Here is a 25,219-nt window from a genome sequence, read left to right on the forward strand (position 1 = left end):
GCGCTGGCGGCTGGGCGCACGGTGGGCAGCGGGGCGCTGTCGGAGCTCACGATCTCCGAGCCGCTGATGCTCGCGGAGGACGTGGCCGTGCGGCTGCAGCTCTCGGTCGGGGCGCCCGACGCCGCGGGGCGGCGTGCGTTTGGGCTGTACAGCCAGCCGGAGCAGGGACCGGGAGATGCCCCCTGGGTGCAGCACGCGACGGGCGTGTTGACCGACGAGACCCTCGCCACCTCCGGCGAGCTCGATGAGCTGACGACGTGGCCAGTGCCCGGCGCCGAGGCGGTGGACCTCTCCGGGTTCTACGAGCGGCTGCATGAGCGTGGACTCCGCTACGGCCCGGCCTTCCAGGGGCTCGTGGAGCTGTCGCGTCGAGACGCGACCTTCTTCGGCCGGGTGGTGTTGCCCAAAGACGCGACTGACAGCGCCGAGGACTACGGGGTGCATCCGGCGCTGATGGACGCCGCGCTGCATACGATGGTCGCAGCGTTTGCGGAGGTATCAGCGCCGGACGACGTGCTGCTGCCTTTCTCGTGGTCGGACGTGGCGTTGCACGCCACGGGGGCGAGCGAGCTCCGGGTGAGGCTGGAGCTCGCAGGAGGCAGAGACTCGGCACAGGCAGCCGCCTCGCTGCGCGTTACAGATGCCGCCGGCCAGCCGGTGGTGAGCGTCGGTGCCCTGCATCTGCGCCGGGCGACGGCCGAGCAGCTGCGGGCAGCGACGCATGCCGAGGCGCAGCACCTGTACCGGGTGGACTTCCAGCCCGTGAGCCTCGTGGAGGCGGGCTCGAAGGTGGACTCGCTGGTGGTGCTCCGTGCGCCTGAGGGGCGAGGGCGACTGGGCGAAGCGCTGGGTGTGGAGGCGATCGCAGGCCTCGATGCATTGCTCGCGTGGATCGAGCAGGGAACCCGATTGCCTGAGCGGGTGCTGGTCGACATGACGGCTGGCAGCTCACAGCGCTCGGACATGGTGATATCGTCGCACGAGGCGACGGGACAGGCGCTGTCGCTGCTGCAAGCGTGGCTGTCGGAGCCCCGGCTCGAGGGGGTGGAGCTGGTGTGGGTGACGCGAGATGCGGTCAGCGCCGCTCCGGGCGACGGTGTCCAGGACCTGGCGCACGCGCCGCTGTGGGGGCTTGTTCGCACGGCGCGAAGCGAGCACCCCGAGCGCCGGCTGCGCCTGATCGACGTTGGGACCGAGCCTCTGGACGGCGGGCTGCTGGCGCGCGCGCTGGCGACGGCGACGGAGCCGGAGCTTGCGCTGCGTGGCGGCGCGGCGATGGCGGCGCGCCTGGTGCGCGTGCCGGCGGCAGCGGAAGGGCTCACGCCGGCGCGCGGGCTGGACCCGACGGGCACGGTCCTGGTGACCGGAGGAACAGGCGAGCTGGGTCAGGCCGTCGCGGAGCATCTGGTGCGCGCACACGGGGTGCGGCACCTCGTGCTGACGTCGCGCCGTGGGCTGGAGGCGCCCGGGGCCCCAGGCTTCGTGCAGGCGCTGGAGAAGCTCGGCGCCGAGACCGTGACGGTGGCGGCGTGTGACGTGTCGAAGCGGGAGGAGGTCGCGCGCGTGCTGGCCGGCATCGAGGCCGCACATCCGCTGACCGCGGTGCTGCACCTGGCCGGCGTGCTCGACGATGGCGTCATCACCGCGCAGACGCCCGAGCGTCTCTCGCGGGTGCTGGCGCCGAAGGTGAACGGGGCGCTGCACCTGCACGAGCTGACAGAGGATCTCGATCTCTCGGCCTTCGTGCTGTTCTCCTCGATGTCCGGGACGCTCGGGACGGCGGGCCAGAGCAACTACGCGGCGGCCAACAGCTTCCTCGACGCGTTCGCGGCGCATCGCCGCAGCCGCGGGCTCGCGGCGACGAGCCTGGCGTGGGGCTTCTGGGCGCAAGCGGGTGTGGGCATGACAGCGCACCTGGGCGAGGCGGAGCTCTCACGTATCCAGCGCGCCGGACTTGTGCCGATACGGGTCGAGGAGGGCCTTTCGCTGCTGGACGCCGCGCTTCTGCGCCCCGAAGCGAGCCTGGTGCCTGCGCACCTCGATCTTGCGCAGATGCAGCGGGGGCTGGAGGCCAGCGGCGAGCTGCCCGCGCTGCTTCGCGCGCTGCTGCGCCCTGGGCTGCGCAAGGCGTCATCCGCCACGAGGAAGGAAGCCTCGGCGCTCCGCGAGCGCCTCTCGGAGCTGCCGGAGGCGGAGCGCCTGAGCTCGCTCGTCGAGCTGGTTCGGGCCGAGGTGGCCGCGGTGCTCGGGCTGCCGCGCAGCGAGGCCGTTGCGGTAGATCAGGTGCTGAAGGACCTAGGGCTAGATTCGTTGATGGCGGTGGAGCTGCGCAGTCGGCTCAGCGCCCGAGCCGAGATCCCCCTCCCGGCGACGCTGGTGTTCGACTACCCGACGCCGCGCGCCGTCGCAGAGCTGCTCCTGAGACAGGCTTTCTCGAAGCAGCAGGTGACGGCAGCGCGGGCGCGTCGCCGGACGAAGGAAGACGAGGCGATCGCGATCGTATCGATGGCGTGCCGGTTGCCAGGGGGCGTGGCGACGCCGGAAGACTACTGGCGTCTCCTGGCGGAAGGGAAGGACGCCATCGAGCGCTTTCCCTCCCGTTATGACGCGTTCTCTGTTTACGACCCCGATCCGGAGGCGGTGGGCAAGAGCTACGTGCGCGAGGGTGGATTCCTGCGGGATATCGATGTCTTCGACGCAGGCTTCTTCGGGATCTCGCCGCGCGAGGCGCAGGCGATGGATCCCCAGCAGCGGCTGGTGCTGGAGACGGCGTGGGAGGCGCTGGAGCGAGCCGGCGTGCGGCCCTCGATGCTGAGCGAGAGCGCCACCGGGGTATACCTGGGCTGGATGGGCTCGGACTACGGTGCTCTTCTCGGCAATGACCTCGCCGCGCTGGACGGGTACCAGGGTACGGGGAGCGCGGCGAGCGTGCTTTCAGGCCGGGTGGCTTACGTGCTGGGGCTTCAGGGCCCAGCGATCACGGTGGACACGGCGTGCTCGTCGTCGCTGGTGTCGCTGCACCTGGCGTGCACGGCGCTGCGCCAGGGCGAATGCGACCTGGCGCTGACCGGCGGGGTGATGGTGATGACCACGCCCGCGGGATTCGTTGAGTTCAGTCGTGCCCGGGGGCTTGCGCGAGACGGTCGGTGCAAGAGCTTCTCTGCCCAGGCTGACGGCGTCATCTGGTCCGAAGGGTGCGGGATGCTGTTGCTGAAGCGGCTGTCTGACGCGCGGCGCGACGGCGACCGTGTGCTGGGGGTGATCCGTGGCTCTGCGGTGAACCAGGACGGTCGCAGCCAGGGTCTGACGGCGCCGAACGGCCCTGCCCAGCAGCGGGTGATCCGGCAGGCGCTGTCGTCGTGTGGTCTGTCGCCCGAGGACATCGACGCGGTGGAGGCGCATGGGACGGGTACGAGCCTCGGAGACCCGATCGAGGCCGGAGCGCTGGCGGAGGTGTTTGGACCGGAGCGTAGCCCCGAGCGTCCGCTGTACCTGGGTTCGTCGAAGTCGAACCTGGGACATGCGCAGGCGGCCGCGGGTGTGGCGGGCGTGATCAAGATGGTGCTGGCGCTGCAGCACGAGGTGCTGCCGAAGACGCTGCATGCGGAGCAGCCGAGCCCGCACATCGCGTGGGAGGGGAGCGGGCTGTCATTGCTGCAAGAGGCGCGTCCGTGGCGGCGCAACGGCCGGGTCCGTCGTGCCGGCGTGTCGTCGTTCGGGATCAGCGGGACGAACGCGCATATCATCCTCGAAGAAGCGCCGGCCGAGGCGCGGCGCGAGCCTGTCGAGGCCGAGGCGGCGGCTGCGCTATTGCCGCTGGTGCTGTCGGGTCGAGACGAGGCCGCGGTGAATGCGCAGGCGGGGCGGTGGGCGAAGTGGCTGGAAGAGCACGGGGAGGTGGGGTGGCCGGACGTGGCGAGGACAGCGGCGCTGCACCGGACGCACTTCGAGTCGCGGGCGTCGATGCTTGCGGCGAGCGTGTCGGAGGCGGTGGAGGTGCTGTGGGCGCTGTCAGAGGGTCGCGGCCACCGGGCGGTGTCCGTGGGCACGGCGCGTACGCGAGGCAAGGTGGTGTTCGTGTTCCCCGGCCAAGGGAGCCAGTGGCCGGGGATGGGCCGGGCGCTGCTGGAGCAGAGCGCAGCGTTCGCGGAGGCGGTGCAGGCGTGCGATGAGGCGCTGCGGCCGTGGACGGGCTGGTCTGTGCTGTCGGTGCTGCGCGGAGATGGCGGGGAGGAGCAGCCGTCGCTGGAGCGGGTGGACGTGGTGCAGCCCGCGCTGTTCGCGATGTGCGTGGGTCTGGCCGCGGCGTGGCGGTCGCTGGGGCTGGAGCCTGCGGCGGTGGTGGGCCACAGCCAGGGCGAGGTGTCGGCGGCGGTGGTGTGCGGGGCGCTGTCGCTTGCGGAGGGAGCGCGGGTAGTGGCGCTGCGCAGCCAGGCGGTGCGGCAGCGGTCGGGGATGGGGGCGATGATGCTGGTCGAGCGGCCGGTGTCGGAGGTGCAGGAGCACATCGCGCCGTACGGGGAGGCGCTTGCGATAGCGGCGGTGAACACGTCGAGCTCGACGGTGGTGTCGGGTGACGTGGAGGCGGTGGACGGGCTGATGGTGGAGCTGACGGCAGGAGGTGTGTTCTGCCGGAAGGTGAACGTCGACTACGCGTCGCACAGCGCGCACATGGATGCGCTGCTGCCCGAGCTAGGAGCGAAGCTGTCGTCGCTCAGGCCGAAGGCGACGCAGCTGCCGTTTTACTCGACGGTGACAGGAGAGGTGTCGCGAGGCGAGGCGCTGGACGGCGAGTACTGGTGCCGCAACCTTCGGCAGACGGTGCGCCTGGACCGAGCGCTGTCGAAGCTGCTGGAGGACGGGCACGGCGTGTTCGTGGAGGTGAGCGCGCACCCGGTGCTGGCGATGCCGCTGACGACGGCGTGCGCGGAGGCGCAGGGGGTGGTGGTGGGGAGCTTGCAGCGCGACGAAGGTGGGTTGTCGCAGCTGTACAGGACGCTGGGGCAGCTGCACGTGCAGGGGCACGAGGTGGACTGGACACGGGTGCTGTCGGGCCACGGCGGTGGTGTCGTGGAGCTGCCGACGTACGCGTTCCAGCGGCAGCGCTACTGGCTGGATATCTCGAAGGCGCGTAGCGACGTGAGCTCGGCGGGGCTGAAGGCGGCCGCCCATCCGCTGCTGGGAGCGGCAACGAAGCTGGCTGAGGGCGATGGCCATCTGTTCACCGGCCGGCTGTCGCTGGGCGAGCAGGCGTGGCTCCGCGACCATGAGGTGTTTGGTAACGTGGTGTTCCCCGGCGCGGGGATGCTGGAGCTTGCGCTGGCGGCTGGGCGCACGGTGGGCAGCGGGGCGCTGTCGGAGATGGTCTTGGCCGAGCCGCTGGTGCTCGCCGAGGACGTGGCCGTGCGACTGCAGCTGTCGGTCGGCGCGCCGGACGCGGCGGGCCGGCGTGAGTTTGGGCTGTACAGCCAGCTGGAGCAGGGGCCAGAAGACGCCCCGTGGGTGCAGCACGCGACGGGGGTGTTGACGGACGAGCCCCGCGGCATCCCTGGTGAGCTCGATGAGCTCGCGACGTGGCCAGTGCCCGGCGCGGAGGCGGTGGATCTCTCCGGGTTCTACGAGCGGCTGCGTGAGCGTGGACTCCACTACGGCCCGGCCTTCCAGGGGCTCGTGGAGCTGTGGCGTCGAGGCGCGGCGTACTACGGCCGGGTGGCGTTGCCCAAGGCCGCGGGGGACAACGCCGAGGACTACGGCGTGCATCCGGCGCTGATGGACGCCGCGCTGCACACGATGGTCGCAGCCTTCTCGGAGATGGCAGAGCAAGGCGCCGTCTTGTTGCCGTTCTCCTGGTCGGATGTGGTGTTGTACGCCGTGGGCGCGAGCGAGCTCCGTGTCCGGATGGAGCTCCGGGAACAAGGCGCACAGCAGGAGGTCACTTCGCTGCACGTCGCTGACCCGACCGGCCAGCTGGTGGCGAGCGTCGGCGCCTTGCATCTGCGCCGGGCGACGGCCGAGCAGATGCGGACAGCCATCCATGCTGGTGTCCAGCATCTGTACCGGGTGGACTTCCAGCCTGCGGAGCTCACGGCGTCGGTCGCGGAGACGGGCTCGCTGGCGGTGCTCGGTGCGCCGGAGGGGGGAGGACGACTGGCCGAGGCTCTGGGGGCGGAGGTGGTTGCAGGCCTCCACTCGCTGGTCGCACTGATCGAGCAGGGTGCCCGACGGCCTGTGCGGGTGCTGGTCGATGCCACTGCTGCAAATGCCGATCGATCGACAGTAGCGGCGTCGCACGAGGCGGCGCGAGAGGCGCTGTCGCTGCTGCAAGCGTGGCTGTCGGAGCCCCGGCTCGAGGGGGTGGAGCTGGTGTGGGTGACGCGGGATGCGGTCAGCGCTGGTCCGGGCGACGGTGTCCAGGACCTGGCACACGCACCGCTGTGGGGGCTTGTTCGCACGGCGCGAAGCGAGCACCCAGAACGCGGCCTGCGCTTGATCGATGTCGGGACCGAGCCTGTGGACGGCGAGCTGCTGGCGCGCGCGCTGGCGACGGCGACGGAGCCGGAGCTTGCGCTGCGCGGCGGCGCTGCGCTGGCCGCGCGCCTGGTGCGCGTGCCGGCGGCAGCGGAGACGCTTACGCCGGCTCGCGGGCTGGACCCGACGGGCACGGTCCTGGTGACCGGGGGAACAGGCGAGCTGGGTCAGGCCGTTGCGGAGCATCTGGTGCGCGCGCACGGAGTGCGGCACCTTGTGCTGACGTCGCGCCGTGGGCTGGAGGCGCCCGGGGCCCGGGAGCTCGTGCAATCGCTGGAGAATCTCGGCGCCGAGACCGTGACGGTGGCGGCGTGTGACGTGTCGAAGCGAGAGGAGGTCGCGCAGGTGCTGGCCGGCATCGAGGCCGCGCACCCGCTGAGCGCGGTGCTGCACCTGGCCGGCGTGCTCGACGACGGCGTCCTGTCGTCGCAGACGCCGGAGCGCATTTCACGGGTGTTCGCGCCGAAGGTGGACGGGGCGCTGCACCTGCACGAGCTGACGCGGGAGCTAGACCTCTCGGCGTTCGTGCTGTTCTCGTCGGCGGCCGGGACGCTCGGGACGTCGGGCCAGAGCAACTACGCGGCGGCCAACAGCTTCCTCGACGCGCTCGCGGCGCACCGCCGCAGCCGCGGGCTCGCGGCGACGAGCCTGGCGTGGGGCTTCTGGGCGCAAGCGGGCGTGGGCATGACAGCGCACCTGGGCGAGGCAGAGCTGTCGCGCATGCGGCGCAGCGGGGTTGTGCCGATGTCCGTGAGAGAAGGGCTGTCGCTGCTGGACACCGCGCTCCTGCGCTCCGAGGCGACCCTGGTGCCTTTGCACCTCGATGTTGCGCGGCTACAGCGGGGGCTGGAGGCCAGCGGCGAGCTGCCGGCGTTGTTCAGGTCCCTGCTGCGCCCGGGCCTGCGCAAGGCGTCCTCCGCGACGAAGAAAGAGGCGTCTGCGCTCCGCGAGCGCCTCTCGGAGCTGCCGGAGGCGGAGCGCCTGAGCTCGCTCGTCGAGCTGGTTCGGGCCGAGGTCGCCGCGGTAATCGGGCTGCCGCGCAGCGAGGGTGTTGAGGCAGACCAGGTGCTGAAGGACCTGGGGCTCGACTCGCTGATGGCGGTGGCGCTGCGCAACCGCCTCACGTCCCGTACCGAGACGTCCTTGCCGGCGACGCTGGTCTTTGACTACCCGACGCCGCGGGCCATCGCGAGGCTGCTGGACAGCCGCCTGCTCTCGGCCCTCTCCCCCCAGGAGGACGGCCCTCCCGCGGACCCGGACGGCATGTTGAAATGGGTGCTCAAGCGGGTCTCCGCGAGCCAGATGCAGCAAGCTGGTGTGCTCCAGCGGCTCCTCCAGCTCGCCGAGCCGAAGCTCCCCCGAACGAACGGTGGCCACCACGAGAATGGTAGCCGCCAAGAAGAAGAGGATGTCCCGCTCCCGCTGACCATGCAGGACATCGACAGTAAGCTCGACGCAATTTTGGGTGGTGAGTGATGACAAAGCCCGATGATACCCGACTCCAGCGCGCCATGGCGGCGATCGCTCTGCTCGAGCGGCGCATGGCAGAGCTCGAGGCCTCGCGCACCCAGCCCATCGCGATCGTGTCGATGGCGTGCCGGCTGCCAGGGGGCGTGGCGACGCCGGAAGACTACTGGCGTCTCCTGGCGGAAGGGAAGGACGCGATCGATGGCTTCCCGTCCCGATGGGAGTCGTTCTCTGTTTACGACCCCGATCCGGACGTCGTGGGCAAGAGCTACGTGCGCGAGGGTGGATTCCTGCGGGATATCGATGTCTTCGACGCGGGCTTCTTCGGGATCTCGCCTCATGAGGCGCAGGGGATGGACCCCCAGCAGCGGCTGGTGCTGGAGACGGCGTGGGAGGCGCTGGAGCGGGCCGGCGTGCGCCCCTCGGCGCTGAGCGAGAGCTCCACCGGAGTGTACCTGGGCTCGATGGGCTCGGACTACGGTGCTCTTCTCGGCAATGACCTCGCCGCGCTGGACGGGTACCGAGGGACCGGGAGCGCGGCGAGCGTGCTTTCAGGCCGGGTGGCTTACGTGCTGGGGCTTCAGGGCCCAGCGATGACGGTGGACACGGCGTGCTCGTCGTCGCTGGTGTCGCTGCACCTGGCGTGCACGGCGCTGCGCCAGGGCGAATGCGACCTGGCGCTGGCCGGCGGGGTGACGGTGATGAGCACCCCCGTGCTGTTCGTGGAGTTCAGCCGCCTCAAGGGGATGGCCCGAGACGGTCGGTGCAAGAGCTTCTCGGCGCAGGCGGACGGCGCGGGCTGGGCCGAGGGTTGTGGGATGCTGTTGCTGAAGCGGCTGTCTGACGCGCAGCGCGACGGCGACCGTGTGCTGGGGGTGATCCGTGGCTCGGCGGTGAACCAGGACGGTCGCAGCCAGGGTCTGACGGCGCCGAACGGCCCTGCCCAGCAGCGGGTGATCCGGCAGGCGCTGTCGTCGTGCCGGCTGTCGCCCGAGGACATCGACGCGGTGGAGGCGCATGGGACGGGTACGAGCCTCGGAGACCCGATCGAGGCCGGAGCGCTGGCGGAGGTGTTCGGCCCGAAGCGTAGCCCGGAGCGTCCGCTGTACCTGGGGTCGTCGAAGTCGAACCTGGGACATGCGCAGGCGGCCGCGGGTGTGGCGGGCGTGATCAAGATGGTGCTGGCGCTGCAGCACGAGGTGCTGCCGCGAACGCTGCATGCGGAGCAGCCGAGCCCGCACATCGCGTGGGAGGGGAGCGGGCTGTCATTGCTGCAAGAAGCGCGTCCGTGGCGGCGCAACGGCCGGGTCCGTCGTGCTGGCGTGTCGTCGTTCGGGATCAGCGGGACGAACGCGCATATCATCCTCGAAGAAGCGCCGGCCGAGGCGCGGCGCGAGCCTGTTGAGGCCGAGGCGGCGCCTGCGCTATTGCCGCTGGTGCTGTCGGGTCGAGACGAGGCCTCGGTGACGGCGCAGGCGGAGCGCTGGGCGAAGTGGCTCGGAGAGCACGGGGAGGTGCAGTGGTCGGACGTGGTGAGGACAGCGGCGCTGCACCGGACGCACTTCGCCTCACGCGCATCGGTGCTTGCGGCGAGCGTGTCGGAGGCGGAGGAGGCGCTGCGGGCGCTGTCGCAGGGTCGCGGCCACCGGGCGGTGTCGGCGGGCACGGCGCGTGCGCGAGGCAAGGTGGTGTTCGTGTTCCCCGGCCAGGGGAGCCAGTGGCCGGGGATGGGCCGAGCGCTGCTGGAGCAGAGCGCAGCGTTCGCGGAGGCGGTGCGGGCGTGCGATGAGGCGCTGCGGCCGTGGACGGGCTGGTCTGTGCTGTCGGTGCTGCGCGGAGATGGCGGGGAGGAGCAGCCGTCGCTGGAGCGGGTGGACGTGGTGCAGCCCGCGCTGTTCGCGATGTGCGTGGGTCTGGCCGCGGCGTGGCGGTCGCTGGGGCTGGAGCCTGCGGCGGTGGTGGGCCACAGCCAGGGCGAGGTGTCGGCGGCGGTGGTGTGCGGGGCGCTGTCGCTTGCGGAGGGAGCGCGGGTAGTGGCGCTGCGCAGCCAGGCGGTGCGGCAGCAGTCGGGGATGGGGGCGATGATGCTGGTCGAGCGGCCGGTGTCGGAGGTGCAGGAGCACATCGCGCCGTACGGGGAGGCGCTTGCGATAGCGGCGGTGAACACGTCGAGCTCGACGGTGGTGTCGGGTGACGTGGAGGCGGTGGACGGGCTGATGGTGGAGCTGACGGCAGGAGGTGTGTTCTGCCGGAAGGTGAACGTCGACTACGCGTCGCACAGCGCGCACATGGATGCGCTGCTGCCCGAGCTAGGAGCGAAGCTGTCGTCGCTCAGGCCGAAGGCGACGCAGCTGCCGTTTTACTCGACGGTGACAGGAGAGGTGTCGCGGGGCGAGGCGCTGGACGGCGAGTACTGGTGCCGCAACCTTCGGCAGACGGTGCGCCTGGACCGAGCGCTGTCGAAGCTGCTGGAGGACGGGCACGGTGTGTTCGTGGAGGTGAGCGCGCACCCGGTGCTGGCGATGCCGCTGACGACGGCGTGCGGGGAGGCGCAGGGGGTGGTGGTGGGGAGCCTGCAGCGCGACGAAGGTGGGTTGTCGCAGCTGTACAGGACGCTGGGGCAGCTGCACGTGCAGGGGCACGAGGTGGACTGGGCACGGGTGCTGTCGGGCCACGGCGGTCGTGTCGTGGAGCTGCCGACGTACGCGTTTCAGCGGCAGCGTTACTGGCTGGATATCTCGAAGGCGCGTAGCGACGTGAGCTCGGCGGGGCTGAAGGCGGCCGCCCATCCGCTGCTGGGAGCGGCAACGAAGCTGGCTGAGGGCGATGGCCATCTGTTCACCGGCCGGCTGTCGCTGGGCGAGCAGGCGTGGCTCCGCGACCATGAGGTGTTTGGTAACGTGGTGTTCCCCGGCGCGGGGATGCTGGAGCTTGCGCTGGCGGCTGGGCGCACGGTGGGCAGCGGGGCGCTGTCGGAGATGGTCTTGGCCGAGCCGCTGGTGCTCGCCGAGGACGTGGCCGTGCGACTGCAGCTGTCGGTCGGCGCGCCGGACGCGGCGGGCCGGCGTGAGTTTGGGCTGTACAGCCAGCTGGAGCAGGGGCCAGAAGACGCCCCGTGGGTGCAGCACGCGACGGGGGTGTTGACGGACGAGCCCCGCGGCATCCCTGGTGAGCTCGATGAGCTCGCGACGTGGCCAGTGCCCGGCGCGGAGGCGGTGGATCTCTCCGGGTTCTACGAGCGGCTGCGTGAGCGTGGACTCCACTACGGCCCGGCCTTCCAGGGGCTCGTGGAGCTGTGGCGTCGAGGCACGACGTTGTTCGGCCGCGTGGTGTTGCCCAAGGCCGCGGGGGACAGCGCCGAGGACTACGGCGTGCATCCGGCGCTGATGGACGCCGCGCTGCACACGATGGTTGCGGCCCTCTCCGAGAGGCCAGGAGCGAACGCGGTGCTCCTGCCGTTCGCTTGGTCGGACGTGGTGTTGCTCGCCATGGGGGCGAGCGAGCTCCGGGTCCATGTGGATCTCCAGGATCACGGCGCAGAGCAGGCGATGGCTTCGCTGTACGTCGCTGACTCCGTGGGGCAACTTGTGGTGAGCATCGGCGAGCTGAAGCTGCGCTGGGCGACGGCCGAGCAGCTGAGGGAGGCGACCCGTGCCGAGGCGCAGCATCTGTACCGGGTGGACTTCCGCCCTGTGCGTCTCGTGGACGGTTCGTCGGAGTCGGCCCCGCCAATGCTTGTCATAGTCTCGGAGGGGCAAGGGCAACTTGCCGAGATCCTGGAGGCGGAAGCGGTCGCGAGCCTCGATGTACTGCTTGCACGTCTCGCGCAGGGCGCGAGCGCGCCTGTGCGGGTGCTGGTCGATGCCACTGCTGCAAATGCCGGTCGATCGCCAGTAGCGGCGTCGCACGAGGCGGCGCAAGAGGCGCTGTCGCTGCTGCAAGCGTGGCTGTCGGAGCCCCGGCTCGAGGGGGTGGAGCTGGCGTGGGTGACGCGGGATGCGGTCAGCGCCGCTCCGGGCGACGGTGTCCAGGACCTGGCGCACGCGCCGCTGTGGGGGCTTGTTCGCACGGCGCGAAGCGAGCACCCCGAGCGCCAACTGCGCCTGATCGACGTCGGGACCGAGCCTGTGGATGGCGGGCTGCTGGAGCGCGCGCTGGCGACGGCGACGGAGCCCGAGCTTGCGCTGCGCGGCGGCGCTGCGCTGGCCTCGCGCCTGGTACGCGTGCAGGCGGTGGAGGAGGTCACCCGAACTCGCGGGCTGGACCCGGCAGGCACGGTCCTGGTGACCGGGGGAACAGGCGAGCTGGGTCAGGCCGTTGCGGAGCATCTGGTGCGCGCGCACGGAGTGCGGCACCTTGTGCTGACGTCGCGCCGTGGGCTGGAGGCGCCCGGGGCCCGGGAGCTCGTGCAATCGCTGGAAAAGCTCGGCGCCGAGACCGTGACGGTGGCGGCGTGTGACGTGTCGAAGCGAGAGGAGGTCGCGCAGGTGCTGGCCGGAATCGAGGCTGCGCGCCCGCTGACCGCGGTGCTGCACCTGGCCGGCGTGCTCGACGACGGCGTCCTGTCGTCGCAGACGCCGGAGCGCATTTCACGGGTGTTCGCGCCGAAGGTGGACGGGGCGCTGCACCTGCACGAGCTGACGCGGGAGCTCGATCTGTCGGGGTTCGTGTTGTTCTCCTCGATGTCCGGGACGCTCGGGACGTCGGGCCAGAGCAACTACGCGGCGGCCAACAGCTTCCTCGACGCGCTCGCGGCGCACCGCCGCAGCCGCGGGCTCGCGGCGACGAGCCTGGCGTGGGGGTCGTGGATGCCGGAGCCGACGGGGACCGCCCGACCGAGCACCGCCGAGCCGGGAGCCACGAAACAACCTGGTCTGATGCCGATGTCCTTCAGCGCGGGGTTGTCGCTTCTGGACGCGACGCTCTCGCGGCCTGAAGCGAACCTGGTTCCGGCGTACCTGGATCTCGCCAGGCTGCAGAGAGGAGTCGAGGCCAGCGGCGAGCTGCCTGCGCTGCTCCGGGCGCTGCTGCGTCCGGGCCTGCGCAAGGCTGCGTTTGGAGCCCAGGAAGCCTCGGCGCTCCGTGAGCGTCTCGCGAGGCTGCCGGAGGCGGAGCGCCTGAATGCGCTCGTCGCGCTGGTTCAGGCCGAGGTCGCGACCGTGATGGGGCTGCCGCGCAGCGAGGCTGTGGCAGCAGATCAGGTGCTCAAGGAGCTGGGGCTCGACTCGCTGATGGCGGTGGCGCTGCGCAACCGCCTCACCGCCCGGACCGAGACGTCCTTGCCGGCGACGCTGGTCTTTGACTACCCGACGCCGCGGGCCGTCGCGGAGCTGCTGCTGAAGCAGGCGTTCTCGGAGCTGAAGAGCGCGGGGGACCGCCCGCGGGGGCGTCGTCGCGGGCAGGAGGACGAGCCCATCGCGATCGTGTCGATGGCGTGCCGGCTGCCAGGGGGCGTGGCGACGCCGGAAGACTACTGGCGTCTCCTGGCGGAAGGGAAGGACGCGATCGAGCGCTTCCCTGCACGCTGGGACGCCCTAAGTATCTACGCTCCTGATCCGGACGCCGTGGGCAAGAGCTATGCGCGCGAGGGGGGCTTCGTTCACGGCGTCGACCTCTTCGACGCGGGCTTTTTCGGGATCTCGCCGCGCGAGGCGCAGGCGATGGATCCCCAGCAGCGGCTGGTGCTGGAGACGGCGTGGGAGGCGCTGGAGCGGGCCGGCGTGCGCCCCTCGGCGCTGAGCGGGAGCGCCACCGGGGTATACCTGGGCTCGGCCGGCTCGGATTACGGCAGCCAGATCGGGAGCGCCCTGGATGCTCTGGACGGGTACCAGATGACGGGGAATCTTGGCTCCGTGATCTCTGGCCGGGTGGCTTACGTGCTGGGGCTTCAGGGCCCAGCGATCACGGTGGACACGGCGTGCTCGTCGTCGCTGGTGTCGCTGCACCTGGCGTGCACGGCGCTGCGCCAGGGCGAATGCGACCTGGCGCTGGCCGGCGGGGTGACGGTGATGAGCACCCCCGTGCTGTTCGTGGAGTTCAGCCGCCTCAAGGGGATGGCCCGAGACGGTCGGTGCAAGAGCTTCTCGGCGCAGGCGGACGGCGCGGGCTGGGCCGAGGGTTGTGGGATGCTGTTGCTGAAGCGGCTGTCTGACGCGCAGCGCGACGGCGACCGTGTGCTGGGGGTGATCCGTGGCTCGGCGGTGAACCAGGACGGTCGCAGCCAGGGTCTGACGGCGCCGAACGGCCCTGCCCAGCAGCGGGTGATCCGGCAGGCGCTGTCGTCGTGCCGGCTGTCGCCCGAGGACATCGACGCGATGGAGGCGCACGGGACAGGCACGAGCCTTGGAGACCCGATCGAGGCCGGAGCGCTGGCGGAGGTGTTTGGACCGGAGCGTAGCCCCGAGCGTCCGCTGTACCTGGGTTCGTCGAAGTCGAACCTGGGGCACACGGGACCTGCCGCGGGCGTGGCGGGCGTGATCAAGATGGTGCTGGCGCTGCAGCGCGAGGTGCTGCCGAAGACGCTGCATGCGGAGCAGCCGAGCCCGCACATCGCGTGGGAGGGGAGCGGGCTGTCATTGCTGCAAGAAGCGCGTCCGTGGCGGCGCAACGGCCGGGTCCGTCGTGCTGGCGTGTCGTCGTTCGGGATCAGCGGGACGAACGCGCATATCATCCTCGAAGAAGCGCCGGCCGAGGCGCGGCGCGAGCCCGTCGAGGTCAAGGCCGAGGTGGCGCCGGCGGCGATGCCGCTGGTGCTGTCGGGGCGAGACGAGGCTGCGGTGAATGCGCAGGCCGGGCGGTGGGCGAAATGGCTGGAAGAGCACGGGGAGGTGGGGTGGTCGGACGTGGTGCGCACGGCAGCGCTGCACCGGACGCACTTCGCCTCTCGCGCATCGGTGCTTGCGGCGAGCGTGTCGGAGGCGGAGGAGGTGCTGCGGGCGCTGTCGCAGGGTCGCGGCCACCGGGCGGTGTCGGCGGGCACGGCGCGTGCGCGAGGCAAGGTGGTGTTCGTGTTCCCCGGCCAAGGGAGCCAGTGGCCGGGGATGGGCCGGGCGCTGCTGGAGCAGAGCGCGGCGTTCGCGGAGGCGGTGCAGGCGTGCGATGAGGCGCTGCGGCCGTGGACGGGCTGGTCGGTGCTGTCGGTGCTGCGCGGAGATGGCGGGGAGGAGCAGCCGTCGCTGGAGCGGGTGGACGTGGTGCAGCCTGCGCTGTTCGCGATGTGCGTGGGTCTGGCCGCGGCGTGGCGGTCGCTGGGGCTGGAGCCTGCGGCGGTGGTGGGCCACAGCCAGGGCGAGGTGTCGGCGGCGGTGGTGTGCGGGGCGCTGTCGCTTGCGGAGGGAGCGCGGGTAGTGGCGCTGCGCAGCCAGGCGGTGCGGCAGCAGTCGGGGATGGGGGCGATGATGCTGGTCGAGCGGCCGGTGTCGGAGGTGCAGGAGCACATCGCGCCGTACGGGGAGGCGCTTGCGATAGCGGCGGTGAACACGTCGAGCTCGACGGTGGTGTCGGGTGACGTGGAGGCGGTGGACGGGCTGATGGTGGAGCTGACGGCAGAAGGTGTGTTCTGCCGGAAGGTGAACGTCGACTACGCGTCGCACAGCGCGCACATGGATGCGCTGCTGCCCGAGCTAGGAGCGAAGCTGTCGTCGCTCAGGCCGAAGGCGACGCAGCTGCCGTTTTACTCGACGGTGACAGGAGAGGTGTCGCGTGGCGAGGCGCTGGACGGCGAGTACTGGTGCCGCAACCTTCGGCAGACGGTGCGCCTGGACCGAGCGCTGTCGAAGCTGCTGGAGGACGGGCACGGCGTGTTCGTGGAGGTGAGCGCGCACCCGGTGCTGGCGATGCCGCTGACGACGGCGTGCGCGGAGGCGCAGGGGGTGGTGGTGGGGAGCTTGCAGCGCGACGAAGGTGGGTTGTCGCAGCTGTACAGGACGCTGGGGCAGCTGCACGTGCAGGGGCACGAGGTGGACTGGGCACGGGTGCTGTCGGGCCACGGCGGTCGTGCCGTGGAGCTGCCGACGTACGCGTTTCAGCGGCAGCGTTACTGGCTGGATATCTCGAAGGCGCGTAGCGACGTGAGCTCGGCGGGGCTGAAGGCGGCCGCCCATCCGCTGCTGGGAGCGGCAACGAAGCTGGCTGAGGGCGATGGCCATCTGTTCACCGGCCGGCTGTCGCTGGGCGAGCATGCGTGGCTCCGCGACCATGAGGTGTTTGGTAACGTGGTGTTCCCCGGCGCGGGGATGCTGGAGCTTGCGCTGGCGGCTGGGCGCACGGTGGGCAGCGGGGCGCTGTCGGAGATGGTCTTGGCCGAGCCGCTGGTGCTCGCCGAGGACGTGGCCGTGCGACTGCAGCTGTCGGTCGGCGCGCCGGACGCGGCGGGCCGGCGTGAGTTTGGGCTGTACAGCCAGCTGGAGCAGGGGCCAGAAGACGCCCCGTGGGTGCAGCACGCGACGGGGGTGTTGACGGACGAGCCCCGCGGGATCCCTGGTGAGCTCGATGAGCTCGCGACGTGGCCAGTGCCCGGCGCGGAGGCGGTGGATCTCTCCGGGTTCTACGAGCGGCTGCGTGAGCGTGGACTCCACTACGGCCCGGCCTTCCAGGGGCTCGTGGAGCTGTGGCGTCGAGGCACGACGTTGTTCGGCCGCGTGGTGTTGCCCAAGGCCGCGGGGGACAGCGCCGAGGACTACGGCGTGCATCCGGCGCTGATGGACGCCGCGCTGCATACGATGGTTGCGGCCCTCTCCGAGAGGCCAGGAGCGAACGCGGTGCTCCTGCCGTTCGCTTGGTCGGACGTGGTGTTGCTCGCCATGGGGGCGAGCGAGCTCCGGGTCCGGATGGAGCTCCAGGAGACCGCGGACTCCAGGCAGATCACGGCTTCGTTGTCCGTCGCAGATGCGATCGGCCAGCCCGCGGCGAGCGTCGGCGAGCTGCAGCTGCGCTGGGCGACAGCCGAGCAGCTGAGGGCGGCGATCCGTACCGAGGCGCAGCATCTGTATCGGGTGGACTTCCGCCCTGTGCGCCTCGTGGCCGGCTCGTCGGAGCCGGCCCGGCCAACGCTTGTCATGGTAGCGGAGGGGCAAGGGCCACTGGCCGAGATCCTGGAGGCGGAGGCGGTGGCGAGCCTCGATATATTGCTCGCACGTCTCGAGCAGGGCGCGAGCGCGCCTGTGCGGGTGGTGGTCGATGTCACTGCTGCCGCTACCAGCCAGCCGGGCGTGCCGGCGGCGTCGCACGAGGCGACGCAGGAGGCGCTGTCGTTGCTGCAAGCGTGGCTGTCGGAGCCCCGGCTCGAGGGGGTGGAGCTGGTGTGGGTGACGCGAGATGCGGTCAGCGCCGCTCCGGGCGACGGTGTCCAGGACCTGGCACACGCGCCGCTGTGGGGGCTTGTTCGCACGGCGCGAAGCGAGCACCCCGAGCGCCGGCTGCGCCTGATCGACGTCGGGACCGAGCCTGTGGATGGCGAGCTGCTGGCGCGCGCGCTGGCGACGGCGACGGAGCCGGAGCTTGCGCTGCGCGGCGGCGCTGCGCTGGCCGCGCGCCTGGTGCGCGTGCCGGCGGCAGCGGAGACGCTTACGCCGGCTCGCGGGCTGGACCGGACGGGCACGGTCCTGGTGACCGGGGGAACAGGCGAGCTGGGTCAGGCCGTTGCGGAGCATCTGGTGCGCGCGCACGGAGTGCGGCACCTTGTGCTGACGTCGCGCCGTGGGCTGGAGGCGCCCGGGGCCCGGGAGCTCGTGCAATCGCTGGAGAAGCTCGGCGCCGAGACCGTGACGGTGGCGGCGTGTGACGTGTCGAAGCGAGAGGAGGTCGCGCAGGTGCTGGCCGGCATCGAGGCCGCGCACCCGCTGACCGCGGTGCTGCACCTGGCCGGCGTGCTCGACGACGGCATCCTGTCGTCGCAGACGCCGGAGCGCATTTCACGGGTGTTCGCGCCGAAGGTGGACGGGGCGCTGCACCTGCACGAGCTGACGCGGGAGCTCGATCTGTCGGGGTTCGTGTTGTTCTCCTCGATGTCCGGGACGCTCGGGACGTCGGGCCAGAGCAACTACGCGGCGGCCAACAGCTTCCTCGACGCGCTCGCGGCGCACCGCCGCGGCTGCGGGCTCGCGGCGACGAGCCTGGCGTGGGGCTTCTGGGCGCAAGCGGGCGTGGGCATGACAGCGCACCTGGGCGAGGCAGAGCTGTCACGCATCCGGCGCGCAGGGCTTGTGCCGATGTCGATTGAGGAGGGCCTTTCGCTGCTGGATGCCGCGCTCCTGCGCGCCGAGGCGAGCCTGGCCCCGGTGCGCTTCGATCTGGCGACGCTGCAGCGCAAGCTCGACACCGGCGGCGCGCTGCCCCCGCTGTTCCTGGCCTTGCTGCGCCCGGGCCTGCGCCGGGTTTCCCCGGCATCACAGGGCACCTCGGCGATTCGCGAGCGTCTCGTGGCGCTGCCTGAGCAGGAGCGGTTGAAGTCGCTCGTCGCTCTGGTTCAAGCCGAGGTCGCCGCGGTGCTCGGGTTGCAGGGAGCGGCTACCATCCGGGCCGACCAGCCCCTGCTGGAGCTCGGAATGGACTCCTTGATGGCGGTGGAGCTTCGAAACCGGCTCTCCAGCCTGATCGGCGCCACGCTCCCCGTCACCGTGGCCTTCACACATCCAGACTCCAGGTCCATCGGTGCTTTCCTCCTCGACATGCTCCCTTCGGCCGGGGAGCGCTCGCTCCCGCGGAATGACAAGGTCGCCGGCAAGTGGCTTCGCATCCTCAGGTCGCCGCGCGTCCCCGCCGTCCGGATCGTCTGTTTCCCGGGCGCTGGAGGGGCAGCCTCTCTGTTCTTACCCCTCGCCCAGCACGTGGCCGATGACGTGGAGCTCGTGGCGATCCAGGCCCCGGCTCGGGGTGATCGGCTCGCAGAGACGCCGGTCACGGACATGAGCGTTTTCGTCAGCGAGGTGTGCGACGCGCTGCGCGGGCGACTCGACTTGCCCACGCTGTTCTTCGGCTACAGCTTCGGGACCTGGACAGCTTACGCGGTGCTGTGCGGCGCCTTGTCTCGTGGCGTGCATCGTGCGCCGCTCGGCCTCGCCGTCGCCTGCATGACCCCGCCGTCCGACGCACGACAGCGCACGATGCAACTGGGGATCGAGGAGGACGACGACACCGTCGTGAAGAGAATGGTCGCCGTCGGGGCATGGCCGGAGGCAGCCCTGGACGACGGCGAGCTTCGTGCGGCGCTCCTCCCCTCGTTCCGTGCGGATGCGCGGCTTGGAATGAGCTATCGGTGGGCCGAGGAGAAGCTGCTGGACGTCCCTGTCCTCGCCGTGGCAGCGACGAGGGACGAGCTTATCCCAGATGCGTCATCCATCGAGGCGTGGCGTCAGGTGACGACAGGAGACTTTGTCATGAGCCACCTCGACGGCACGCACTCGCTCGTCCTGGATGATCCTGCGAGCCTGGCACGAGAGCTGTCGACGTGCGTGGAGACGCAGCTGTGGCCAGGGAGAGAGCGCTCGAGCGACCGCGCCACCCAGGCACCTGGTGACAGCCGCGGGGACGGCGCGGCGGCCGGTGTCGACGGCATGCCGCCGCTCGGAGAAGAGCGCGAGAGACCGGACACCAGCCCATCGCAAGCTTACGTGGGCTGATCGTCGCGTCGCCCGCATCTCCAAAAACGGTGCCCCAGCGCTTGGAGGCAAGATTGGTCGTGATCACGACGGAGCGGCTCTCGGCTAGCGCGCGAGGAAGCCGCGGATCGCCGCGTTGACGATCTCGGGCTCCTCGTGGACGATCCAGTGGGTCGCCTCGGGCACGCGCATCACCCTCAGATCGGGGACGTAAAGCTCGATCCCGGCGAGGTTGCTCGCGGGCAAGAGGTACGGATCGCGCTCGCCCCAGATCACGAGGACAGGCACGGAGACGGTGAGCGAGCGGAGACCCCGGGTGAGGTTGCTCCCCCCGACGGGCTGGCCCGGGCCTGGAGGCCCGATCTGCGCCGCGCGGTAGATGTTGAGCCCGCCCGTCATCGCGCCCGGCTGCGCGAACGCCTCCAGGTAGACACGGACGTCCGCTTCGCTGAAATATCCCTGCGACAGCCCTGGCTCGAGGAAGATCTCCCGCAGAAAGCCGTACTCGTTCCGGGAGAGGTGCTCCTCTGCGGACCGGCTCCGGAAGAGGTGCATGTACTGGCTCGCGGCCTGCTGCGACGGGTCCTCCCGCAGCGCGCGGTCGAAGCACGCCGGGTGAGACATGTTGATGGCGACGAGCTTCTCGACGCGCCCCGGGTGGCGGAGCGCCACGGCCCAGGCCACGACCGCGCCCACGTCGTGGCCGACGAGCACGGCCTTCTCCTCGCCGAGGTGCTCGATCAGCGCCGCGATGTCCGCGGCCAGGAGGTCGATGCCGTAGGCGTCCACGGCCGACGGCTTCGACGACAGGTTGTAGCCGCGCTGGTCCAGGGCCACCGCGCGGTGGTGGCGGCCGAAATCGAAGAGCTGCCGCTTCCAGGCGTACCAGAGCTCGGGGAAGCCGTGGATGAACACGATGAGCTTGCCCGCGCCCCTGGACGCGTAATGGAGGCGGACGCCGTTCACGTCGGCATGAGCATGGATGATGTCGTTCCTGGGCAGCATGGCGATGACCTCACCCGAGTCCGAGCCGCGCCGGCCCTGCGCTCGACGGCGCGCGCGCGCGCCCGGCGCGCGGCGCCGCCGGCTCCTCGCGGCGAGCCCCGTTCCTCTCGTGGCGGAGCTTCGATATCGCCTCGTAGACCGCGCGCCGGGCGCGGTTCAGCCCGCCGAGCGGCCGGTGCGCCGGCAGGGCGTGCCAGGGCGTGAACGAGAGGTTCTCCTCGAACTCCGCCTGTCCCGGGAGGTCGAGGCGCTGCGCCGGGATGACCATCGTCGCGACCTTGGTGAACGGCGACAGATCCTCGCTCCAGCGGATCGTCGGATCCTCGATGGGCGTCTTCGTCGGGTGGGCCTGGAGCTGCACGAGGAAGTCGAACATCCAGTCTCCCTGCTCGAGCTGCCGCGCCACCGCCTGCTTGAGCGCCTCGTCGCCCGGCTCGACCTCGACGCCGGGCGCGCCGCAGGGCCGGGGGACCACGCAGAACTTCATCGCCCGCGCGCCCAGCCGGAACGGCGTCTGGCTGAAGTACCGGGCGTGCAGGGGGTTCTTCACCGGCTTGAGCACGACGGAGAGGTAGTTCATGAGCTCGCGCAGCCGGAGGCGGGGCGGGCGGAGCGAGCAGAAATACGAGAGGGGCTTGCCCGCGCTCATGGCAGACATGAGCTCGACGTAGTCCGCGACGCTCCGCGAGAAGAACACGTCCGTGTTCCCCATCAGGAAATCCTGCGTCGTCGCGTCCTTCTCGCCGTCGAGGATCTTCTCCCCCTCGACGCCGAGCAGCTTGATCGCCATGCAGCGGGAGTCGCGCTTCATGTCCGACTGGACGCGCGAGGAGGTCGACGAGAACCGGACCCACGCCGGGTAGACGCGCGGCTCCCGGAAGACGCCGTGCCGGAGCTCGCGGGGCAGGCCCTCGTCGACGACGAAGTGGGCCCTCACGCAGCCGTGCGACTTCGGGTGCACCCCGCGGAGCGCGGGCGAGGCGCCCGCGGGGTAAGCCCGCTCGTAATTGCGCCTCATGATCTCGGTGATCTGGCGGATGCTGTCTTCCTCGCCGGGCGGCGGGTACTCCTCGTGGAGCTTGAGCGTCGTGTTCATGACCAAGATCCTCGATGTCGTTGGGGGGCTCAGGAAGGCTTGGCGACGGCGCGCTCGCGCGCGGGGAACGGCAGGGCGGTGCTCGCGACCTTCACGCCGGACGCGCTCTCCTGGCGCTTCCGGTGCTGCACCTCGTTGCGCATCTGGATGAGCCGAGCGAACGTGGTGACCCAGAAGGGCGCTCCCAGGGAGAGCAACCCGCACGAGAAGGCGAGCCCGGCCAGCCAGAACAGCGTGTCCTGGAGGAGCTCGAGCGAGGTCGGCGGGGGCGCCAGGATATCGTGGCGGTACGCGCGGAACCGCTGGACGATCCAGCTTTGCTGCCAGCCGATGCCGAGGTTCGCCTCGTCGAGGAGGGTCGCCGTCTTCTGAATCTCGAGCCCGAGCTCCTCGAGCGTGGCGTCGGGGAGCTCGGCCGGCGCGCCGGCCGGGAGCTCGCCCAGGCGCGCCGCGGTGGTCGCCACCGTGTCCGCGTGGGCGGCCACCTGCGCGCGCGCGGCGCCGCTCTGGTGGAGCCGCGCGAGCACCTGGAAGCCGTCGAAGTTGAAGAGGATGACCACCATCATCGAGACGAGGAGCGTCAGCCGCCGGACGCGCAGCTTGAACGTCTGCGACGCCGTGCCCTCGAGGGTGGGGAACCAGCGGCGCACGTACGTGGAGAACTGCTCGAGCGTCGCGTAGCGCTTCGTCGCGCCGGAGCCGCCCTGGCCGCAGCTCACCCAGCGGCTGGGCAAGTGGAGCTCGCGCCCGTCCCCGTCGGCCGGCGCCGAGGCGCCGGTGGCGATGCTGATCAGGTCCTCGACGTCGATGTACTCGACGAGGCGCGCGAGCTGTTCCGGGTCCGAGCCGTACGCGAGCTTCGCGCTGCGCGCGTGCAGGACCGGATCGGAGAGCACCTCGTGCACGAAGCGCATCTCGCAGGCTTCGTTCCTGGCGAGCGCGCCTTGCGCCGGGCGCCCGGTCGCCGGATCGACGACGTCGGGGTCCTTGTGGAACGCGCGGAAGCCGTGCATGAGCGACCGCAGCATGTGGACGAGGACGCAGGAACGGTAGCGTCCGACGTTGACGATCACCTGCACGACCGCGCTCACGAACAGGCTCGCAGTGAGCATGATCATGGCGAAGGCCAGCGCGGTTTCCAAGAGGGGGATCATGACTCTGCTCCTTCTGGTCCGGTTCGATCAAAGGGTCTTGAGATAGTCGATGAGGGCCTCGCGGTCCTCCGGCGGGAGGTCGGTGCCGTACGTGTGCCCCTCGTTGCCGTTGCCCGGGATCGGCGCGCCGTTGTCGTCGACGGTGCGGTAGAGGAAGAGCGCGCGCTCGCCCTCCATCGGCTCGGTCGACACCCACCCGACGTTCCGCTCGTCGAAGCGCCGGTCGCCGCGGTAGAACTGCTTCGGCCGGAGCTCCCGCGCCTTCTCCGGAGCGAGCTTGCCGCGGGGCGCCGGCGGCTTGAGCAGGTCGGCCAGCGTGGGCACGGAGCCGTTGTGGAGGTAGGGGGCGCGCGCCCAGATCCCGTCGAGCGGGCCGGCGAGGTACTCGCCCGCCTCCCTGACCGGGCGGAAGGCGTCCTTCTCCCAGAGCAGGCGCCGCTCGCCGTACGCGTTGAGCGCGTCCGCGGCCGGCTTCAGGAACGCCTTGGAGCGCTCCGCGTCGGTCCCCGTGTCGACGCGCTCCATGTAGAAGCTGCCCTCGACCTCTTCGATCGTGCGCTTCTCCGGGTCATAGACCCCGTGGCACGAGGCGCAATGCTCGGTGAAGACCGCGAGGCCGCGCTCCACCCGCTCGGGCGCGGGCGCCGTGAAGGGGTATCTCGGCGGCGGGAGATCGCGGTCGAGCCAGCGCCCGATCGCGTCGATGGTGGGCTTGTTGAGCGACATCGGGACGGCGCCGACGCCGATGGCCGAGCCGCGATTGCGCGCCTTGGAGCTCATCGTGTTGCCGTCGACGTGGTGCCACTCGCGGATCTCCGCGCGCTGGTTCCAGAGCGAGGGGAAGTCGATCTGCGCCGCGGTGCCGTCGTCGGGCGCCTTGAGGACCTCGAACTTGAACGCGTTGAAGGGGTCGATGCGCCCAGGGCCGTTGTCGGCCCGGAGGTCCATCCAGTCGAACGCCCCGGAGCTCCCCCGCTTCTTCAGCTCGACGAGGAGGATCCGGTAGAGCGCCTGCTCGCGGGCGGTCAGCGGGGCGGCCCCTTCCTCGGCGAGCGCGGCGTTGATCTCCTGGATGAGCCGATCCCCGGTCACGCGCTCGTCCTGGAAGGCGCGCGCGAAGAAGCGCTTGAATCCCTGCAGGTCGGCGGTGTGGTTCGGCATCCCGTCGACGTAGACCGGCTCGCCGCGCTCGTTCAGGTACTCGCCGCGGTGACAGCCCGAGCAGTTGATGGCGACGCGCTTCAGCGCGAAGCGGGTGCGCAAGAGCGGGATGTTCAGGGTGGAGTCGGCGAGGAAGAGCCCCCGGCCCACCGGTCGCGACGCGTAATAGGCGGCGTCGTCGGCGCCGAAGCCGAAGCGATCGTAGCCGCGCCCCTTGAACTCGTCGTCGAAGATCTTCGGCATGACGCGGAAGATCCAGTAGGGGACGCCGCCGCCGAACTCGGTGCCCGTGGCGCCGTAACGGAAGCGCCACACGATGTCCTCGGGGTCGATCCCCTCCACGCCGGGCGCGAGCTGCTCCTTCGGAATGGCTTCTTCCGAAGGGAGGCGGAGGTCGACCGCGACCGTCGCGTCGAGCTGCCCTGGCCGGAAGACAAGGACGGTGAGCAGCACGAGGAAGGTGACGAGCGGGATGCAGAAGGCGGCTCGGCTCGTGCTCAGCCAGCCCGCGGCGCCCGTGACGAGCTGCCGGATCCAGGCGCCGTACTTGCCGGCGCCGCGGGGCGCGACGTCGATCTCTCCCGGCTGCGGGGGGGAGCTGTCGATCAGGGTGCGGGACACCTGTTCGTACTGCCGGAGGGTCAGGGGGGACATGCTGCTCGGAATCATGCGATCGTCGTCGGTGGGCATCGCGGTGCTCTCCTTGGCAGCGCGGGGCGAGCGCGGCTCCGGTCCTGCGGGGACCGCGCCGGGCGGCACGCCTCGGCCAGCAGGGGGCGCGGCGCCACGGGCGCGCCACGCTGCGTCGTCTGCTTCGCCCCAAGCACGGCGTGGGCCACCGGATCTGTCGTCGAAAATGTCGGGGTTTGCTGGGGAATCCGGGGGGTGCGAGCGCACGGAGCGCACGTGCACGCACGCACGGGCCCGCACGGTGCTCTGTCCAGAGGGCCTCCGGACAGGGCGCGTCGCCGGCGCGAGTGTCAGTGGGCGCACTCTCCGCCTCGGTCCGGCGCGCCCCGATCGCCGTCCTCCTCCTCCTTCGTGGACTCCAGCCCTCTTCCGAGGCTCGTCGGCCCTCGCGACATCGATGTTGCTCTCGCGTCCGCGGGCCGTGTGTCATCTCTGTGCGTCGGCGGCGGAGCGCCGCGCGCACCGCCGCCGACAGGAGGAGAAGAGCCCCATGTGCCCTGCGTGCCTCGCGTCCCTCGGAG

At 71.0% G+C, this 25,219-nt stretch carries 6 protein-coding genes (1 of these 6 cut by a window edge); 2 read left to right on the forward strand and 4 right to left on the reverse strand.

Annotation, left to right across the window (positions count from 1 at the left end; translation table 11 throughout):
- Positions 1-8,004, forward strand: the final stretch of a protein-coding gene (locus tag WMF20_RS08460; RefSeq protein WP_437612231.1) for a type I polyketide synthase. It extends 12,918 nt beyond the left edge of the window; only the last 8,004 of its 20,922 coding nucleotides appear in the window; the start codon falls outside the window, past its left edge; the stop codon is at positions 8,002-8,004.
- The gene (locus tag WMF20_RS08465) at positions 8,001-19,613 is read left to right on the forward strand and encodes an SDR family NAD(P)-dependent oxidoreductase (protein ID WP_437612233.1); all 11,613 of its coding nucleotides are present in this window, start codon (positions 8,001-8,003) and stop codon (positions 19,611-19,613) included. Before WMF20_RS08460 ends, WMF20_RS08465 begins: the two co-directional genes overlap by 4 nt.
- A gap of 84 nt (positions 19,614-19,697) precedes the next feature.
- On the opposite strand, the gene WMF20_RS08470 is transcribed toward WMF20_RS08465, so the two are convergent.
- Genes WMF20_RS08470 through WMF20_RS08485 form a run of 4 tightly spaced genes read right to left on the reverse strand, consistent with a single transcriptional unit; the run spans position 19,698 to position 24,698 of the window.
- Complete coding sequence (locus tag WMF20_RS08470; RefSeq protein ID WP_437612235.1) at positions 19,698-20,597, reverse strand: alpha/beta fold hydrolase; 900 nt, start codon at positions 20,595-20,597, stop codon at positions 19,698-19,700.
- 10 nt (positions 20,598-20,607) lie between these two features.
- Complete coding sequence (locus tag WMF20_RS08475) at positions 20,608-21,693, reverse strand: catalase family protein (protein WP_437612237.1); 1,086 nt, start codon at positions 21,691-21,693, stop codon at positions 20,608-20,610.
- A gap of 29 nt (positions 21,694-21,722) precedes the next feature.
- The gene (locus WMF20_RS08480; RefSeq protein WP_437612239.1) at positions 21,723-22,847 is read right to left on the reverse strand and encodes a hypothetical protein; all 1,125 of its coding nucleotides are present in this window, start codon (positions 22,845-22,847) and stop codon (positions 21,723-21,725) included.
- 27 nt (positions 22,848-22,874) lie between these two features.
- Positions 22,875-24,698 carry a hypothetical protein gene (locus tag WMF20_RS08485; protein ID WP_437612241.1) on the reverse strand — a complete coding sequence of 608 codons (1,824 nt, stop codon included), beginning with the start codon at positions 24,696-24,698 and terminating at the stop codon, positions 22,875-22,877.
- Positions 24,699-25,219 lie beyond the last annotated feature (521 nt).

The sequence above is a fragment of the Sorangium sp. So ce834 genome (assembly GCF_051521425.1).
GTDB lineage: Bacteria > Myxococcota_A > Polyangia > Polyangiales > Polyangiaceae > Sorangium > Sorangium cellulosum_D.

Coding starts and splice junctions, on each gene's coding strand:
- WMF20_RS08470 (WP_437612235.1), bottom strand. CDS start 20,597: ATGCTGCCCAGGAACGACATCATCCATGCTCATGCCGACGTGAACGGC.
- WMF20_RS08475 (WP_437612237.1), bottom strand. CDS start 21,693: ATGAACACGACGCTCAAGCTCCACGAGGAGTACCCGCCGCCCGGCGAG.
- WMF20_RS08480 (WP_437612239.1), bottom strand. CDS start 22,847: ATGATCCCCCTCTTGGAAACCGCGCTGGCCTTCGCCATGATCATGCTC.
- WMF20_RS08485 (WP_437612241.1), bottom strand. CDS start 24,698: ATGCCCACCGACGACGATCGCATGATTCCGAGCAGCATGTCCCCCCTG.